Source organism: Actinomycetospora termitidis, from assembly GCF_030286555.1.
In the GTDB taxonomy this organism is placed as follows: domain Bacteria; phylum Actinomycetota; class Actinomycetes; order Mycobacteriales; family Pseudonocardiaceae; genus Actinomycetospora; species Actinomycetospora termitidis.
Window position 1 is genome coordinate 817,735 of record NZ_JASVWF010000003.1, and the last position, 17,270, is coordinate 835,004.

General features: G+C 73.6%; 16 protein-coding genes. 5 read left to right on the forward strand and 11 right to left on the reverse strand.

Features of this window, described 5'->3' with window-relative positions; all coding sequences use genetic code 11:
* Window positions 1–21 precede the first annotated feature (21 nt).
* Window positions 22–1,362: a cytochrome P450 gene (locus QRT03_RS17375; protein WP_286054188.1), complete on the reverse strand. Its 1,341-nt coding sequence runs from the start codon at window positions 1,360–1,362 to the stop codon at window positions 22–24.
* Window positions 1,363–1,437: 75 nt separating this feature from the next.
* Here QRT03_RS17375 and QRT03_RS17380 point away from each other — a divergent pair, with 75 nt between their 5' ends.
* On the forward strand, window positions 1,438–2,055 hold the full coding sequence (locus QRT03_RS17380) for a TetR/AcrR family transcriptional regulator (protein ID WP_286054189.1): 618 nt from the start codon (window positions 1,438–1,440) through the stop codon (window positions 2,053–2,055).
* Between the two features lie 29 nt (window positions 2,056–2,084).
* Window positions 2,085–2,372, forward strand: coding sequence for a YiaA/YiaB family inner membrane protein (locus QRT03_RS17385; RefSeq protein WP_286054190.1), 288 nt, complete (start codon window positions 2,085–2,087; stop codon window positions 2,370–2,372).
* Window positions 2,373–2,449: 77 nt separating this feature from the next.
* On the opposite strand, the gene QRT03_RS17390 is transcribed toward QRT03_RS17385, so the two are convergent.
* Window positions 2,450–2,674 carry a hypothetical protein gene (locus QRT03_RS17390; protein WP_286054191.1) on the reverse strand — a complete coding sequence of 75 codons (225 nt, stop codon included), beginning with the start codon at window positions 2,672–2,674 and terminating at the stop codon, window positions 2,450–2,452.
* A gap of 72 nt (window positions 2,675–2,746) precedes the next feature.
* Here QRT03_RS17390 and QRT03_RS17395 point away from each other — a divergent pair, with 72 nt between their 5' ends.
* On the forward strand, window positions 2,747–3,649 hold the full coding sequence (locus tag QRT03_RS17395; protein WP_286054192.1) for a LysR family transcriptional regulator: 903 nt from the start codon (window positions 2,747–2,749) through the stop codon (window positions 3,647–3,649).
* 1 nt (window position 3,650) lies between these two features.
* Here the strand turns inward: QRT03_RS17395 and meaB are convergent, their stop codons facing one another.
* The 3 genes from meaB to QRT03_RS17410 are packed head-to-tail and all read right to left on the reverse strand — an operon-like array spanning window position 3,651 to window position 5,292.
* On the reverse strand, window positions 3,651–4,622 hold the full coding sequence (gene meaB / locus QRT03_RS17400; protein WP_286054193.1) for a methylmalonyl Co-A mutase-associated GTPase MeaB: 972 nt from the start codon (window positions 4,620–4,622) through the stop codon (window positions 3,651–3,653).
* Window positions 4,623–4,633: 11 nt separating this feature from the next.
* Complete coding sequence (locus QRT03_RS17405; RefSeq protein ID WP_286054194.1) at window positions 4,634–5,035, reverse strand: type II toxin-antitoxin system VapC family toxin; 402 nt, start codon at window positions 5,033–5,035, stop codon at window positions 4,634–4,636.
* Window positions 5,032–5,292: a type II toxin-antitoxin system Phd/YefM family antitoxin gene (locus QRT03_RS17410; protein ID WP_179796409.1), complete on the reverse strand. Its 261-nt coding sequence runs from the start codon at window positions 5,290–5,292 to the stop codon at window positions 5,032–5,034. The genes QRT03_RS17405 and QRT03_RS17410 overlap by 4 nt, the downstream gene beginning before the upstream one ends.
* A gap of 135 nt (window positions 5,293–5,427) precedes the next feature.
* On the opposite strand from QRT03_RS17410, the gene QRT03_RS17415 reads away from it, so the two are divergent.
* Complete coding sequence (locus QRT03_RS17415) at window positions 5,428–8,679, forward strand: DEAD/DEAH box helicase (RefSeq protein WP_286054195.1); 3,252 nt, start codon at window positions 5,428–5,430, stop codon at window positions 8,677–8,679.
* A gap of 3 nt (window positions 8,680–8,682) precedes the next feature.
* Here QRT03_RS17415 and scpA read toward each other — a convergent pair whose 3' ends face one another.
* The 4 genes from scpA to QRT03_RS17435 all read right to left on the reverse strand — a co-directional run bounded on the left by scpA (window position 8,683) and on the right by QRT03_RS17435 (window position 14,424).
* A complete protein-coding gene (gene scpA / locus QRT03_RS17420; RefSeq protein WP_286054196.1) occupies window positions 8,683–10,890 on the reverse strand; it encodes a methylmalonyl-CoA mutase in 2,208 nt (735 codons plus the stop codon).
* A 3-nt stretch (window positions 10,891–10,893) separates the two neighbouring features.
* Window positions 10,894–12,795, reverse strand: a complete 1,902-nt coding sequence (locus QRT03_RS17425) for a methylmalonyl-CoA mutase family protein (RefSeq protein WP_286054197.1) — start codon at window positions 12,793–12,795, stop codon at window positions 10,894–10,896.
* 84 nt (window positions 12,796–12,879) lie between these two features.
* Window positions 12,880–13,929 (reverse strand): 3-deoxy-7-phosphoheptulonate synthase, encoded by a 1,050-nt coding sequence (locus QRT03_RS17430; RefSeq protein WP_286054198.1) that lies wholly within the window; start codon window positions 13,927–13,929, stop codon window positions 12,880–12,882.
* Between the two features lie 168 nt (window positions 13,930–14,097).
* Entirely contained in the window at window positions 14,098–14,424 is a 327-nt protein-coding gene (locus tag QRT03_RS17435; protein ID WP_286054199.1) for a barstar family protein, read from the reverse strand.
* Window positions 14,425–14,595: 171 nt separating this feature from the next.
* Between QRT03_RS17435 and QRT03_RS17440 the strand changes: the two genes are divergently transcribed.
* Window positions 14,596–15,501, forward strand: coding sequence for an acyl-CoA desaturase (locus QRT03_RS17440; RefSeq protein ID WP_286054200.1), 906 nt, complete (start codon window positions 14,596–14,598; stop codon window positions 15,499–15,501).
* Here the strand turns inward: QRT03_RS17440 and QRT03_RS17445 are convergent.
* Together QRT03_RS17445 and QRT03_RS17450 are read right to left on the reverse strand one after the other, a co-directional pair.
* Window positions 15,498–15,728: a hypothetical protein gene (locus QRT03_RS17445; protein WP_286054201.1), complete on the reverse strand. Its 231-nt coding sequence runs from the start codon at window positions 15,726–15,728 to the stop codon at window positions 15,498–15,500. The two genes, QRT03_RS17440 and QRT03_RS17445, sit on opposite strands and share 4 nt — an antisense overlap.
* A gap of 48 nt (window positions 15,729–15,776) precedes the next feature.
* Window positions 15,777–17,261, reverse strand: a complete 1,485-nt coding sequence (locus tag QRT03_RS17450) for an acyl-CoA synthetase (protein WP_286054202.1) — start codon at window positions 17,259–17,261, stop codon at window positions 15,777–15,779.
* Window positions 17,262–17,270 lie beyond the last annotated feature (9 nt).

The window sequence follows — 17,270 nt, forward strand, 5'->3', positions numbered from 1 at the left end:
CGGCTGGGTGAACCCTGTGCGTCAGCTGTGGACGGGCAGGCTCTTCCAGCCGCGCAGGATGATCGTGGGACGGCGGGTCGGCGTGCCCGTCAGCCCCAGACCCGGGAACCGGGCGAACAGCTCCCGCAGGGCGACCTCGCCCTCCATGCGCGCCAGCGCCGCGCCCAGGCAGTAGTGGATCCCGCTGGAGAAGGCGACGTGCTCGCGGGCGTTCGACCGCGTGACGTCGAAACGGTCCGGGTCGGTGAAGACCGCCGGGTCGCGGTTGGCCGCGCCGAGCACCGTCACGACGATCTCGCCCTCGCGGACGGACACGCCCTCGACCTCGGTGTCGCGGCGGGCGAGCCGGGCGGTGCGCTGGACCGGCGAGTCGTGGCGCAGGACCTCGTCGACCGCGTTCGGCCACAGGTCGGGCTGCTCGGCGAGCACCGCGCGCTGGTCGGGGTGGGTGGCCAGGCGCTGGGCGCCGTTGGAGATGAGGTTGACCGTCGTCTCGAAGCCCGCGGCCAGGATGAGCATCGAGGTGGCGACGAGCTCCTGCTCGGTCAGCCCGGACCCGTCGTCGTCGGAGACGCTCACGAGCTTCGACAACAGGTCGTCGCCGGGGTTCCGGCGGAGCCCGCGCAGGTGGTCGCGCAGCCAGCCGTCGAAGGCCGCGAGGGAGCGCTCGGCGGGCGCGTAGAGCGACCACGGCAGACCGAAGTCCAGGCTCGCGGCGGCACCGTCGCCCCAGCTCAGGAGCTGGCCGCGCATCTCGGGCGGGACCCCGAGCATCTCGGCGATCACCGTGACCGGGACCTGGGCGGCGTAGCGCTGCACGAGGTCGACCGGGCCGCGGCGCAGGTCGGGCCCGAGGTCGTCGAGCAGCTCGCCGACGATCTCCTCGGTGCGGGTGCGCAGCGCGGCGACCGCCTTGGCCGTGAACGCGCGGCTCACCAGACGGCGGTACCGGGCGTGGTCGGGCGGGTCGACGGCGAGCATCGAGGGGGCGTCGTCGACGCTGGCGTACCGGCGCGGGCCGATCAGGCGCATGCCGACCCGGACCGGCGCCGGGAAGACGGACTCCCGCTCGGCCACGCCGAAGTCGTCGCTGCGCAGGACGGCCGTGCAGAGATCGTGGTGCGCGGTCACGCGCCCCATCGGGCCCTCGGCGAACGGACGGTGCCGGCGCAGCTCGCGGTAGTGCTCCCACGGCTCGGCCTGGACCGCCGGGTCGCGCAGCAGCCGCGCGTCGCGGTTGCCCGCCCGTTCGCGGGACGCGATCGCCGTGCGGAGCAGGCCGTGGGTGAGCCCCCAACGCACCGCGAGTGCGGGAGTGGACGGCACGCCGGAACGGGCACCGTCGACCAGGAACGCGACCATACCGATCACCTCTCGCCAACCCGTCGTCAGGAACATACTCAAGGTATGTGACTGACCCCGACTATGCTCGGCACCGTGGCGGAGGTCAAGACACGACGGGGCGAGTACACCGAGTCGACCCGTCGCGCCCTGCTCGACGCCGCGTCCCGGCTGTTCACCGAACGCGGCTTCGCGAAGACCTCCCTGGACGACGTGGCCGCCGACGCCCGTGTGACCAAGGGCGCGATCTACCACCACTTCTCCAGCAAGACCGGCCTGTTCGAGGTCCTCTTCGACGAGCTCGAGCTGACCGAGAACACGGCGGCGCGCGCGGCGTTCGAGGCGCAGTCCGACCCCGGCCTCGGCGCGCTCGCCGCGCTCGACCAGTTCCTGCTGGCCTGCTGCGAGCCGGTGTACGGGGCGATCGTCTTCCGGGAGGCGCCGGTGGCGCTGGGCTGGGACGGCTGGCGCCGGTGCGAGGAGAAGTACTCCTACGCGCTGCTCGACGACCTGATCGCCGGCATGGTCGACGGCGGGATGATCCCGGCGTCGATGCGCACCGAGGCCACCGTGACGGTCGCCTTCGGGATGTTGGGCGCGGCGGGCCAGCTCCTCGCGCGCACCCCGCCCGAGGACCGGGAGCGGGTGCGCGGCGAGTGCCGGGTGCCGTTCGTAGCGCTGCTGGCCGGGATGAGTAGCTCCACGCATTCGTGACGCCGGGTCGCACGGCACGGTTCCGGGGCATGGCCTCCACTCCCGCCCGCCCCGTCACCGCCGCCTTCTCCGCGCAGGCCGCGCTGTCGTTCGCCGCCTCGCTGCTCGCCCTCGGCGTCGGCCTCGTCTACCTGCCCGTCGACGGCTGGATCCGCGGCTTCCTCGCCGTCGGCCTGCTCTGGTGCGTGACCTCGGCGTTCACGCTCGCGAAGGTCGTCCGGGACCGACAGGACGAGGGCACGATCGTCAGCCGCGTCGACCAGGCCCGGCTCGACAAGCTGCTCGCCGAGCACGACCCGTTCACGTCGTCGGGCTGACGTCCCCCAACGTGGCAGCACAGCGCGTTGCTGTCATCCAGTGGCAGTGACGCCGCATCGTCGACAGCTCGGGCCGACTACGGCCGCGGACGCCCCGCCGCGCGACGGCACCAGCCGCCCCGGGTCGTCGACATGCGCCGCTTCGTCGACGGCATCAGCTCGCCGTGCAGCACGTACTCGCCGCCCTCCCACGCCCAGTGGAGGAACCGTTCCTCCCACGGCCGGTCCAGCAGGTTGACCCGCTCGGACATCTCCTTCTGCTCCGCCCAGAACCGCGTCAGGGCGTCCCACGTGAGCTTCACCCCCACGATGCTCCGACGACACCGTCCTCGTGACCAGCGAATACTCCGCGACCCGGGCTTAAGCTGTACTGCATGCTCGACCCGCGACGCCTCCTCACGCTGCGCGCTGTCGTCCGCGCCGGCTCGATGACCGCGGCCGCCGCCGAGCTCGGCTACACGCCCTCGGCGGTGTCGCAGCAGGTCGCGGCGCTCGAGCGGGAGACGGCGACACCACTGCTGGTGCGCCACGCCCGCGGGGTGCTGCCGACCGAGGCGGGAGCGCTGCTGGTGGAGCACGCCGACGTCGTCGCGAACCGCCTGGCCCGGGCCGCCGAGGAGGTGGCCGACCTCACCGCGCTGCGCGCCGGCCGCCTGCGGCTCGCGTCGTTCGCCAGCGCCGGCGCGCGGCTGCTGCCCTCCGCGATCGGCGCCTTCCGCCGCCGGCATCCCGCGGTCCGGCTGTCGCTGGAGCTGCGCGAGCCCGACGAGTGCCCGGACCTGCTGCGTGACGGCGACCTCGACCTGGCCATCACCTTCGGCTACGTGCCCGGGCCCGGACTCGACACCGAGGGCCTCACGGCCACGTTCTTGTCCGACGACGTCGTCAACGTCGCCCTCCCGGCCGGGGACCCCGCCCTCGAGGGGACGTTCACCCCGACCGACGAGATCGACGTGTCGACCCTCCGCGACGCCGCCTGGATCCGTGACGCGGGCAGCCTGTGCCGCGAACAGCTCGTCGACATGTGCGCGACGGCGGGCTTCACCCCCAACATCGCATTCGACTCCGACGACTTCCCGATGGTGTCCGGCCTCGTCGAGTCCGGAGTGGGCGTGGCGCTGGTGCCCGACCTCGCCGTGCACCAGATGGGCCGCAGGGTCGTCCTGCGCCGCCTGCGCCCGCGGGTGGTGCGGCGCATCGAGGCGCTCACGCTGCCGCACCCCACACCGGCCACCGCGGCGATGCTCGACGTGCTCAGGTCACGTCGGGCGACATGATTCAGGAGCCGAACGCCTCGAGGATGCGATCCGCCGCGAGGGCCGGCGTGAGCTCGCCGTCCAGGACCTCGCGTTCCAGGTCGGAGCGCATCTCCTTCACCTGAGGGTGGTCCTTGAGCCGGCCGAGCAGGCGCTCGCGGACCATCTGCCAGGTCCAGTCGACCTGCTGGCGGGCGCGCTTGGCCGCGAACTCGTCACGCTCGGACAGGAACTCCTGGTGGCCGACCAGCGCCGACCAGACGTCGTCGAGACCCGTCCGCTCCTGTGCGGAGCAGGTCAGGACCGGGACGGTCCACGGGTCGCGCTCGCCGCGCAGCATCTTCAGCGCCGACTCGAGCTCGCGGGCGGCCCGCTTCGCGTCCCGGGCGTGCGGCCCGTCGGCCTTGTTCACCGCGATGACGTCGGCGATCTCGAGGATCCCGCGCTTGATGCCCTGCAGCGAGTCACCGGTGCGGGCCAGGGTGAGGAAGAGGAACGAGTCGACCATCTCGGCGACCGCGGTCTCGGACTGCCCGACGCCGACGGTCTCGACGATGACGACGTCGTAGCCCGCCGCCTCCATCACCACCATCGTCTCCCGCGTCGCTTTCGCGACCCCGCCGAGCGTGCCCGCCGTCGGGGACGGCCGGATGAAGGCGTGGTCGTCGGTCGCGAGCGCGTCCATGCGGGTCTTGTCGCCGAGGATCGACCCGCCGGAGCGGGTCGAGCTGGGGTCGACGGCGAGGACGGCGACCTTGCTGCCGGCGGCCGTGAGCTGCGACCCGAGGGCTCCGATGAAGGTCGACTTCCCGACGCCGGGTACGCCCGAGATCCCTATCCGCCTCGCCCCTCCCGCCTGCGGCAGGAGCTCGACGAGGAGTTCCTGCGCGGCGTCGCGGTGGTCGGCGCGCGTCGACTCGACGAGCGTGATCGCCCGTCCGATCCACAGGCGCGAGCCCGAGCGGACGCCCTCGACGTACTTCTCCAGGTCCACGGGGTCCCTTCCTAGACCTTCACGACGACGAGCCCGCGTACGCCGTCGAGGGCGTCGAAGTCGTCGTCCTGAGTCACGATCGGCAGGCGGTACGCGACGGCGCTGGCGGCGATCCAGAGATCGTTCACGTTCACCCGACGCCGGCGTTCGGCCAGGTGCACCCGCAGGCGCGCCCACTCGGAGGCGACGTACTCCGTCACGTCGAGGACCTCGGTCAGCGCGTACCTGTCCAAAGTGGTCAGGCGCCTTGCTCGGGACTCCGAGTCCGGAGCCGCCAGCACTCCGGCATGCAGTTCGGCGAGAGTCACCACCGACAACACCGGATCGTCCGGAAGACCCGACTCGTCGATCGGCCGCCCCGTCTCGGAGGCGATGAGGACACTGGTGTCGAGGACGGCCCGTCCGGTGGTCACCGAATGGGACCCAGGTCGTCGGTCGTCTCCCCTGCGAGTTCCCGGAGGTCGTCGCGGAGGCCCGGGTCCGCCTGGGCGTGGCGCACTGCGTCGATCAGTTCGGCGCGGGACATGCCCGTACGGCGGCGCCGCGGGACCGGCACCAGCTGCGCCACCGGCCGACCGTTCGACGTGATGGTCAGCGACTCCCCCGCCTCGACCCGACGGAGTACGCCTGCTGTGTCGTTGCGGAGCTCCCGCGACGCGATCTCGGTCATGGCGGCCTCCCAGTGTCGCAGCCTGTAGCGAAGTGTAGCCCTCTCCCTCGTGAGACGGTGCGCGGACGAGACTGTCGGACCCCCGCTCTACCGTCGTCGCAAGAGATCGAGAGGGGGCCTCACATGGTGGAACGTGTGACGGTCGAGGGGCTCGACGCCGGGGCCGTCGCCGAGGTGGTCGGCCCCGTGGTGTCGGAGCGGGGACGGCGGTACGCGCGGGACGGCGCGGTGCTGTACGCGGAGTGGCACGCCGGCACGCTGCAGTTGCGGGGCGTGGTCCGCGGCGGTGAGGGGCAGGTCTACTCGACGATCGTGCGCTTCGACGGCGGCCTGCGGCTCGTCGACGGCGAGTGCTCCTGTCCGGTCGGGACGATGTGCAAGCACGTCGCCGCGATGGCCTTCCACGCGGTGCCGGAGACGCCGGCCGCGCCGAGCACGCCCGGGTGGGAACTCGCGCTCGACGCCCTGCTCGGGGTCGAACCGGTCCCGCGGCGCACGCCGACCGGCACGCTGGCGGTCGAGGTGACGCCGGACGGCGCGGGCGGGCTGATGGCCCGGCTGATGCGTCCCGGCGCGAAGGGCTGGGTGTACGGCGGTCTGCTGTGGAACCGCATGCTGCAGGGCGCGGCCGAGGTCGAGCACCGGCCGGAGCAGCTGGCGGTCGTGCGCGAGCTCTACCTCCTGCACCACGCCGCGCAGGCCGGGTCCGGGTTCTCGCCGTACCGCTACTACGGCTACGGCGCCGACGAGAAGGTCATCGACCTCGCGGAGATCGCCAGCCCCCGCCTGTGGACCCTGCTGGACGCGGCGGCCGAGGCCGGGGTGGCGATGTTGCCGGCACGCCACAAGCTGGGGCCCGTCGAGCGGCGCGGGCCGGCGTCCCTGCAGCTCGACGTCGTCGCCGGTCCGGACGACGGGGCGCTGGCCATCCGGCCCGTGCTGCGATTCGACGGCGAGCCGGATGACGATGCGCGACCCGTCGCGTTCCTCGGCGGCGACTCCGCGCACGGCGTCGTCACGGTCTCCGCGGCGGAGAACCTGGCGCCGGCCTCCTGCCGGCTGAGCCTGGCCCGTCTCGAGCCGACCGTGAGCCGGTCCGTGTGGCAGGCGGCGCTCGACGACGCCGAGGTCACCGTCCCGGCCGACGCCGTCGACCGCTTCCGCGCCCGCTACGCCCCCAGGCTCGCCGAGATGCGTGGGGTGACCTCCTCCGACGGGGCGTTCGCCCCGCCCCGGATCGGGCCGCCCGTACTCGTGCTGCGCGCCGCCTTCACCGGCGAGCACGCGCTGTCGCTGAGCTGGGAATGGTCCTACGACGTCGGCGGGTCGGACGCGCGCGCGGCGCTCGGCCGCCCGGCCGCGGGCGAGGGGTTCCGCGACACCGTGCTCGAGCAGGAGACGCTCGACGCGCTCGACGACCTCCCGGTCGACTGGGTCCGGTTCCGCATCCACCCCGCGCAGGGTCGCGGGACGCACCGCTTCATCGGTCTGCAGACCGCGGCGTTCGCCGCCGAGGCGCTCCCGGTGCTCGAGGACACCGACGGGGTGCGGGTCGAGCGGTCCGGGGAGCCCGCGCAGTACCGCGAGGTCGGCGACGAGCTGGCCATCGAGGTGTCGACCACCGAGTCCGACGCGGGGAACGACTGGTTCGACCTCGGGGTCACCATCACCGCCGAGGGCCGCGAGATCCCCTTCACCGACGTCTTCAAGGCGCTCGCCCAGGGCCTCTCCCACCTCCTCCTGTCCGACGGCGCGTACTTCTCGCTGGAGAAGCCCGAGCTGGTCGCACTGCGCACCCTCATCGAGGAGGCCCGGGCGATGCAGGAGCGCCCGGGCGGGCCGATCCGGCTGAGCCGCTACCAGGCCGGCTGGTGGGAGGAACTGGCCGCGCTGGGCATCGTCTCCCGCGAGGCCGAGGCGTGGCGCGAGCAGGTCGGCGGACTGCTCGCGGCGGGCGCGCTCGATCCCGCGCCGGTCCCGGCCACGCTCCGGGCGGAGCTGCGCCCCTACCAGCGCGCCGGCTTCGAGTGGCTCGCCTTCCTGTGGCGGCACCGCCTCGGCGGGGTGCTGGCCGACGACATGGGGCTCGGCAAGACCGTGCAGGCGCTCGCCGCGATCGCGCACGCCCGCGACACCGCGCCGGACGCGGGCCCGGTCCTCATCGTCGCGCCCACGAGCGTCGTCGGGAACTGGACCGCCGAGGCCGCGCGGTTCACGCCCGCGCTGCGGGTCGTCGCCCTCACCGACACGCTGCGCCGCCGCGGGCAGGACCTCGACGCCGTGGTCGCGGGCGCCGACGTCGTGGTCACCTCGTACACGCTGTTCCGGCTCGACGTCGACGCGCACGAACGGATCGGCTGGTCGGCCGTGCTGTTCGACGAGGCGCAGTTCCTCAAGAACCGCCGGTCGAAGGTGTACCTGTGCGCGCGCCGGGTCGCCGCGCCGGTGAAGGTGGCGATCACCGGGACGCCGATGGAGAACGACCTGATGGAGCTCTGGTCGCTCCTCTCGATCACCGCCCCGGGCCTCTTCCCGAACTCCGAGCAGTTCCGGGAGACCTACGCCCGCCCGATCGAGAAGGGCGGGAACACGGGGGCCGACCTGCTCGCGCGCCTGCGGCGCCGGGTCCGCCCGCTGATGCTGCGGCGCACCAAGGAACAGGTCGCCCCCGACCTCCCGCCGAAGCAGGAACAGGTCCTGCCGGTCGAGCTCGCTCCCGCCCACCAGCGCCTCTACCAGCGGGTCCTGCAGCGGGAACGGCAGAAGATCCTGCAGCTGCTCGGCGACGTGGAGGAGAACCGGATCGCGATCCTCGCCTCGATCACCCGGCTGCGGCAGCTGAGCCTGCACCCGGCGCTGATCGGCGAGGACGAGCCCGGCGGGTCCGCGAAGATCGACCTCCTCGTCGACCAGCTCCGCGACGTCCTCGGCGGCGGGCACCGGGCTCTCGTGTTCAGCCAGTTCACCGGCTTCCTCGCCCACGTCCGGGACGCGCTCGAGGAGGCGGGCATCGCGTACGCCTACCTCGACGGGAGCACCCGCGACCGGTCCGCCGCCATCGCGGGGTTCAAGGACGGCGATGCGCCGGTGTTCCTGATCAGCCTCAAGGCGGGCGGGTTCGGGCTGAACCTCACCGAGGCCGACTACTGCTTCCTGCTCGACCCGTGGTGGAACCCCGCCACCGAGGCGCAGGCGATCGACCGGACCCACCGCATCGGCCAGGACCGCACGGTCATGGTCTACCGACTCATCAGCCAGGACACCATCGAGGAGAAGGTCCGGGCCCTCGCGCAGCGCAAGCAGGCCCTGACCTCGGGCGTCCTCGACGACGGCGCGGCGTTCGCCGGCACGCTCGACGCCGACGACATCCGCGCGCTGATCTCCTGACGGTCAGGAGGAGGCGTGTCCCAGCTTCTCGGTCAGCTGGCCCAGCAGCTCCGTCGCCGCGTCCGCGATCACCGTGCCCGGGCCGAAGATCGCCGCCGCACCGCCGGAGTAGAGCTCGTCGTAGTCGCCGGGCGGGATGACCCCGCCGGCCACGATGAGGATCTCCTCCGCGCCGAGCTCGGCCAGGGCGTCGCGCAGCGCGGGCACCAGAGTGAGGTGACCGGCGGCCAGCGACGACACCCCGACGACGTGCACGTCGGCCTCGACGGCCTGGCGCGCGACCTCCTCGGGGGTCTGGAAGAGCGGGCCCACGTCGACGTCGAAGCCGAGGTCGGCGAACGCGGTGGCGATGACCTTCTGTCCGCGGTCGTGGCCGTCCTGGCCCATCTTCGCGACGAGGATGCGGGGCCGGCGGCCCTCGGCCTCCTCGAACGCCTCGGCGGCCGAGCGCGCCTTCTCCACCGCCGAGTTCTCACCCACCTCGTCACGGTAGACCCCGGAGATCGTCCGGACGTCCGAGCGGTGCCGGCCGTAGACCTTCTCCAGCGCGTCGGAGATCTCGCCGACCGAGGCGTGCGCCCGCGCGGCGTCGATCGCGAGCTTGAGCAGGTTCCCGTCGAGACCGGACCCGCGCTTCCCCTCGGCGGCGTCGGAGGCCGCGTTGGTCAGCGCCGTCAGCGCCGACTCCACCGCCGCGGCGTCCCGGTCGTCGCGGAGCTCGGCGAGCCGTGCGACCTGCTGGCGCAGCACGTCGGCGTTGTCGACCTTGAGCACGTCGACGTCCTCGCCGCCGAGCAACGGGTACTTGTTGACCCCGATCACCGGCTGGCGGCCCGAGTCGATCCGCGCCTGGGTGCGGGCGGCCGCCTCCTCGATGCGCATCTTCGGCAGACCCTCGTCGATCGCCTTCGCCATGCCGCCGGTCGACTCGACCTCCTCGATGTGCGCCCAGGCGCGCCCGGCGAGCTCGCGGGTCAGCCGCTCGACGTAGGCGGAGCCACCCCACGGGTCGACGGTGCGCGTCGTGCCCGACTCCTGCTGGAGCAGCAGCTGCGTGTTGCGCGCGATCCGGGCGGAGAAGTCGGTCGGCAGCGCGAGTGCCTCGTCGAGGGCGTTGGTGTGCAGCGACTGCGTGTGGCCCTGGGTCGCGGCCATCGCCTCGACGCAGGTGCGGACCACGTTGTTGTAGACGTCCTGGGCGGTCAGCGACCAGCCGGAGGTCTGCGAGTGGGTGCGCAGCGACAGCGACTTGTCGTTCTGCGCCCCGAAGCCCTTCACGAGCTTGGCCCACAGCAGTCGTGCGGCCCGGAGCTTGGCGATCTCCATGAAGTAGTTCATGCCGATGCCCCAGAAGAACGAGAGGCGCGGCGCGAACCGGTCGATGTCCAGCCCGGCGTCCCGCCCGGCCCGCAGGTACTCCACGCCGTCGGCGAGGGTGTACGCGAGCTCCAGGTCGGCCGAGGCCCCGGCCTCCTGGATGTGGTAGCCCGAGATGGAGATCGAGTTGAACTTCGGCATCTTCTCCGAGGTGTAGCTGAAGATGTCCGAGATGATCTGCATCGAGGGCGCGGGCGGGTAGATGTAGGTGTTGCGGACCATGAACTCCTTGAGGATGTCGTTCTGGATGGTCCCGGCGAGCTTCTCGGGCTCGACGCCCTGCTCGGACGCCGCGGCCACGTAGAGCGCCATCACGGGGAGCACGGCCCCGTTCATGGTCATGGACACCGACATCCGGTCCAGCGGGATGCCGTCGAAGAGCTGGCGCATGTCGAGGATCGAGTCGATCGACACCCCGGCCATGCCGACGTCGCCGGCCACGCGCGGGTTGTCCGAGTCGTAGCCGCGGTGGGTCGGCAGGTCGAAGGCGACCGACAGGCCCTTCTGCCCGGCCGCGAGGTTGCGCCGGTAGAAGGCGTTCGACTCCTTGGCCGTGGAGAACCCGGCGTACTGGCGCACCGTCCAGGGCTGGGTGCGGTACATCGTCGGGTAGGGCCCGCGCAGGAACGGCGGGAGCCCGGGGAGGGTCTCGAGGAAGTCGAGGTCCTCGGTGTCGGCGCCGGTGTAGAGCGGCTTCACCCCGATGCCCTCGGGGGTCTCCCAGAGCAGGTCGTCGGCGTCCTTGCCGGTCGCCTCCTGGAGTGCCTCGGTCCAGTCCCGGTCGGCCGGCCCGGGCGTCCCGAGCTCGACGTCGGCGAACGATCCGATGCCCATGGTTCAGACTCCCAGCTCGTCGAGCAGGTCGGTCAGCAGCGCGGCCGCGTCGCACCCGGTGTACAGGTACCCGGTCAGCGCCGTCGAGTCCTCGGAGGTGAGGCCCTCGGTGCGCGGCGAGCCGGCGAGGATCACGCGGGTGGCGCCGGCCTCGGCCAGCGCCGACGCGAGCGGCGCCGCGTGCTCCGCGTAGACCTTGTCCGACGACGCGACCACCGCGATCGGCGTGCCCGCCTCCCGGAACGCCGTGACGATCTCGTCGATCTCCGTGCCGCCCGGGCCCTCGACGACGTCGACCCCGCCGGCGTGCAGCAGGTTCGTCGCGAACGACGCCCGCGCCGTGTACTGCGCGAGCGCGCCCACGGTGGCGAGGAAGGCGGTCGGACGCTGCGGGGCCGCGTCGCTGCGGTCGCGGAGGTCCTCGAAGACCTGGGCGTAGCGGCGGCGCGGCAGGCCGCCCTGCTGGTCGCCCGTTCCCGACGGCGGGGCGGCGCGCTCGGGCAGCGTCTCGTGCAGGTTCGGGAACTCGCTGACGCCGGTGATCGGGTCCTTCCGGTGCGCGATCCGGTCGGCCCGCGCGGTCCAGGTGTCCTCGAGCGCCGACGCCAGGGAACCCCTATCGGCGTGCTCGTCTGGATCCAGCACGGCCTCGATCCCGCCGTCGCGCTCGATCCCGGTGAACACGTCCCAGGCGGCGTGCGCGAGGGCGTCGGTGAGCGACTCGACGTACCAGGAGCCGCCCGCCGGATCGATGACGTGCGCGAGGTGCGACTCCTCGAGCAGCAGCGCCTGGGTGTTGCGGGCGATGCGGCGGGAGAAGTCGTCGGGCAGGCCGAGCACGGAGTCGAAGGGCAGCACGGTGACCGCGTCGGCGCCGCCGAGGCCGGCCCCCGCCGCGGCGACCGTGGTGCGCAGGATGTTCACCCACGGGTCGCGGCCGGTGAGCATCGCCGGCGAGGTCACGGCGTGGGTGCGCATCGCGCGGGCCGGCTCCGACGCCCCCGCGACCGACCCGATGCGGTCCCAGCAGCGGCGCGCGGCGCGCAGCTTCGCGAGGGTGGCGAACTGGTCGGCGGTGGCGGCGAACCGGAACTCGACGCGGGCGAAGGCGTCGTCCACCGACAGCCCCGCGTCGTCGAGCAGGCGCACCGCGTGGAGTCCGGCGGCGAGCGCGGCGCCCAGCTCCTGCCCGTCGGAGCCGCCCGCCTCGTGGAAGGGGAGCCCGTCGGCGACGACCGTGGCGAGGTGCGGGTGGCTCTCCGCGGCGGTCCGTGCGTGGTCGACGAGGGCCGAGCGGTAGGCGTCGGTCAGCGGCCCGCCGCCGCGGGTGCGCGCGAGGAGCGGGTCGTAGCCCAGCGAGCCGCCCAGGGCCGTCGTCACGCCACCGGCGCGGGCCAGGTCGAGCAGGGCCGCGGCGGCCTCCGGGGTGTCGCGGCCGGCCTCGAGCGCGACCGGGGCGAGGTCGAGGAACACGCCGTCGAGCAGCCGCGGCAGGGCGTCGACGGGCGGCCCGCCGGCCTCGCCGAGCACGAGCCACAGCGACGAGACGCCGTTCTCCAGCTCGGCCATGACCACGTCGTGCGCACCCTCCAGGTCGGTCAGGGCGTGGCGCTGGCGGCGGTACCAGCCGTCCGCGACGTGGCCCTCCGGCCGCGACGCGCGGGTGAACGGCGGGAGCCCCGGCGCGCCGGTCGGCACGCCGGGCGCGTCCTCGGCGGTGTAGAGCGCCGCGATGGAGAACCCGTCGTCGGTGGCGGTGGCGATCGCCGCCTCGGCGTCGGCCGGGTCGACCTCCCGGCCCGACTTCGCGAGCACCCCCGCGACGAGCTCGCGCCACGCGTCGCGCGTCGGCGTCGCGAACTCGCCCGCGAGCACGAGCTCCTCGGGCGCCTCCGGTGCAGTCATGGCCGGGATCGTAGAACGGTCAGGCCGGACCGGTTCACGCGCGATCGGTCACACGGCAGGGCCGGATCGGTTCAGCCGTCCCCGTCACCGGACGGCCGCGGCGAGCTCGTCGAGCAGCGACACCGTCGTCTCCCAGCCCACGCAGGCGTCGGTCACGCTGCGGCCGCGCACCATGTCCGGTCCCATCTCCTGCCGCCCCTCGACGAGGAAGCTCTCCACCATCACCCCGGCGACCGGCCCGCCCCGGGCCCGTTGGCCGGCGAGGTCGGCCACGACCGCGGGCTGGTTGCGGTGGTCCTTGCCCGAGTTGCCGTGGCTCGCGTCGACGACCACGCGGCCCGCACGGCCCTTCGCCCGCAGCGCCGAGCACGCCGCGGCGACGGAGGTCTCGTCGTAGTTGGGTCCGCCGGAGCCGCCGCGCAGGATGAGGTGCGCGTCGGCGTTGCCCGTCGTCGTGATGAGTCCGGCGAGCCCCTCGGTGGTCACGCCCATGAAGGCGTGCGGCGCCGCCGCGGCCCCCACCGCGTCGATCGCGACCCCGACGTCGCCGTCGGTCCCGTTCTTGATCCCGATCGGCATCGACAGGCCGCTGGCGAGCTGGCGGTGCACCTGGCTCGCGGCGGTCCGAGCCCCGATCGAGCCCCAGGAGACGAGGTCGGCGAGGTACTGGGGGGTGATCGGGTCGAGGAACTCACAGCCCAGCGGCAGGCCGAGCGCCGCCAGGTCGAGCATCAGCGCGCGGGCGGTGCGCAGGCCCCGGGCGACGTCGAAGGAGCCGTCCATCCCCGGGTCGTTGATCAGGCCCTTCCAGCCCACGGTCGACCGCGGCTTCTCGAAGTAGGTGCGCATCACCACGTGCAGTCGGTCGGCGTGGCGCTCCGCCTGCGCGGCCAGGCGCGCGCCGTACTCGCGGGCGGCGTCCGGGTCGTGGATCGAGCACGGACCGACCACGACCAGCAGACGGTCGTCCTCGCCGCGCAGGATCGCCTCGGCGCCGTCGCGCCCGCGGTGCACGGACTCGGCGACGTCGGCGGAGGCGGGCAGTTCGTGGCGCAGCAGCGCGGGGGACGGCAGCGGGGTGACGGCGGCCGTGCGCGCGCCGTCGAGCGGCCGACTGTCCAGAAGGGCGGTCATCGAAGGCTCCAGGGTCCTGCCGGACCCGAGCCCGCCACCGTGCCGCGCGAGCCGGGGTCCGGCTCGCGGGGATGGGGTCTAGCGCAGCGGTCTACCCGCCGACCCCTCCCGGGCCGGGCACGTAAACCGGTACCAGCGCTGCACGACGATCACCCTACTCGATGTCCGCTACGACACGCGGGTGACCCGGAACGGCCGCTCGCCCTCCGTGCCGCTGGCCCCGTGGAGGATCTCCTGGATCAGGCGGTGGGTCCGCGGGTCGGCGTCGCGCAGGGGCCCGTCCGCCCAGATCAGCTCCACGGGCCCCACCGGCAGCCACGAGAGGTCGCGCACGCTCTCGGCGAGCGCGTCGATGCTGGTGGCGTGGTAGTCGGGGAAGCGCAGCGCACGGCCGATCGCGGCGAGGGTCGTCTGCTCGTCCGCGGCCTCGGCCACGATCCCGACGGTGCGCGCTCGCTCCCGGGCCCGCGTCCGGGCGAGGGACAGGTCGGTCATCGGTCGCCGCTCCCGTGGTCGGACATCGCCCAGTGATACCCCGGGCGCGGGCGCCGGTGCGACCTCCGGATGGCCGTGTGAGCAGGCCCACCGTCCGTTCACGCACAGACGGCCCGGTTGCTCCGTGTGCGCCCCGCGCCGTTCGCCCGCGGCCACTAACCTGGCCACTCGATGACGACGATCCATGTCCATCGCCGCCCGCTCGCCCCGCACGTGATGACCTACCTCGTCGTCATCGTGCCGTTCGTCGCCCTGCTCGCGGCCGTGCCGCTGGCCTGGGGCTGGGGCCTGACCTGGCTCGACGTCGGCCTCGCCGTCGTGCTGTACGTGATCTCCATGCTCGGCGTCACCGTCGGCTTCCACCGGTACTTCACCCACGGGGCCTTCCGGTGCGGGCGCGGCCTGCGCATCGCCCTCGCCGTCGCGGGCTCGCTCTCGGTGCAGGGCCCGGTGCTGCACTGGGTCGCCGACCACCGCCGGCACCACGCGTTCGCGGACAAGGAGGGCGACCCGCACTCGCCGTGGCGCTACGGCACCTCCCCGGCCGCGCTGGCCAAGGGGTTCTGGCACGCGCACATGGGCTGGATCCTGGAGCGCAATCTCTCCAGCCAGGAGCGCTACTGCCCGGACCTGCTCGCCGACCCCGACGTCGTGCGGGTCAGTCGGGCGTTCGGCTGGATCACCGCCGCGTCGTTCGTCGTCCCGGCGGCGATCGGCGGGCTCGCCACGTGGTCGGTGTGGGGCGCCTTCACCGCGTTCTTCTGGTCGGGGCTGGTGCGGGTGTGCCTGTCGCACCACGTGGCCTGGTCGACCAACTCGATCTGCCACATGGTCGGCGAGCGTCCCTACAAGGCGCGCGACCGCTCGACCAACGTGTGGCCGCTGGCCCTGCTGTCCATGGGCGAGTCCTGGCACAACCTCCACCACGCCGACCCGACGTCCGCGCGCCACGGGGTCGGGCGCTGGGAGATCGACCTCTCGGCCGGGACCATCGCGGTGTTCGAGAAGCTCGGGTGGGCGTGGAACGTCCGGTGGCCCCGCGAGGAGCGGCTCGCGAAGCTGCGCGCGACCGGTTAGGGCGCGTCGCGCAACGTCAGCACGACGCGCATCACCCGCTCCACGGCCGCCGCCGCGAACAGCGGGCCACGCAGCTCACCGCGGTCGGCGAGGTTCTGCGAGGCCATGTCCAGCATGCGGTCCGGTCCGAGCCGGCGGACCAGCAGGGCCGCGATCTCCTCGAGGTCCAGGTCCGGGTGGTCCAGGCGCGTCAGGGCGAACGCGACGATCAGCTCCTCGTCCGACACGTCCCACCTCCTCCGCGTCCGAGCGTAGTCGGCGCACGCCGCGGGAGGTCAGTTCCGACGCAACCGGGCCTTCTGCACCTTGCCCATGGCGTTGCGCGGGAGCTCGTCGGTGACGACGACCTCCCGGGGCCGCTTGTGCTTCGACAGGCGCTCCCCGACGAAGTCCATGACGGCCTGGGTGTCCACCGGGCCGTCGGGACAGACGACGTGCGCGACGATGCGCTGCCCGAGGTCCTCGTCGGGCTCGCCGACGACCGCCGCCTCGCTGATCCCCTCGAAGGCCAGCAGTGCGGTCTCCACCTCGCCGGCACCGACGCGGTACCCGCCGGACTTGATCAGGTCGACCGAGCGCCGGCCGACGATGCGGTGGTAGCCGCCGGCGTCGACCACGGCGGCGTCGCCGGTCCGGAACCAGCCGTCGTCGGTCCACGTCCCGGCGGTCGCCTCCGGGCGGTTCAGGTAGCCGTCGAACAGGCACGCGCCGCGGACCTGCAGCTCGCCGATCGACTCGCCGTCGGCCGGCACGTCCTCGTCGGTCGGCACGGCCTCGCCGGAGTCGTCCTCGGTCACCGCGCGCAGCCGCGCCTCGACGCCGTCTACGGGCACCCCGACCCAGCCGGCGCGCCGCTCGCCGTCGGCCCGGACGGCCAGGGTGATCATGGTCTCGCTCATGCCGTAGCGCTCCACCGGAGCCTGCCCGGTCAGCTCGCGGATGCGCTCGAACACCGGGACCGGCAGCGGCGCGGAGCCGCTGACCAGGAGCCGGGCGTCGGACAGCGCGGCCGCCGACGACGGGTCGTTCCCGATCCGGGACCACACCGTCGGCACCCCGAACAGCAGCGAACCGCCGTGCTCGGAGACCGCCCTCGCGTAGTTCTCCGGCGTCGGACGACCGGTGTGCACCAGCCGGGAGCCGGCGCGCAGTGCGCCGAACACCCCGAGCACCAGGCCGTGCACGTGGAACAGCGGCAACCCGTGGGCGAGGGTGTCGGCGTCGGTCCACGCCCACGCGTCGGCGAGCCCGTCGAGGCCCGCGGCCATCGCGTCGGCGGAGAGCAGCACTCCCTTGGGCGACCCGGTGGTGCCCGAGGTGTAGAGGATCAGGGCCGGCCCGTCGCCCGACGCCTCCCGGACCTCGTGGCCCGCCCGGCGGGAGAGGTCGACCCGGCGGGCCGGGAGCGTGACGTCGCGCGGCTTCTCGCCGAACCAGGTCGAGGCCCCGGAGTCGGTCAGGACGTGGGCCCGCTCGGCGGGGCCGGAGTCGGGCGGCACCGGCACGACGGGGGCGCCGGCGAGCAGGCAGCCCACGACGGCGACGACCGTCTCGGCGCTCGCGGTCGCCTGCACGGCCACCGGTGACGCGGCGTCGGGGCGCTCGGCGATCTCGTCGGCGACGACCGCGGCCGCGCCCAGCAGCTCGGGGCCGGAGAAGGCGGTGTCGGCGATCCGGACGGCGTCGGGATCGTCGAGGCCGCCCTCGAGCAGCGCGCGCAGCAGGGGCGTACGGGCGAGCGGAGCGACGGGAGCTGGCAACGTCGGACC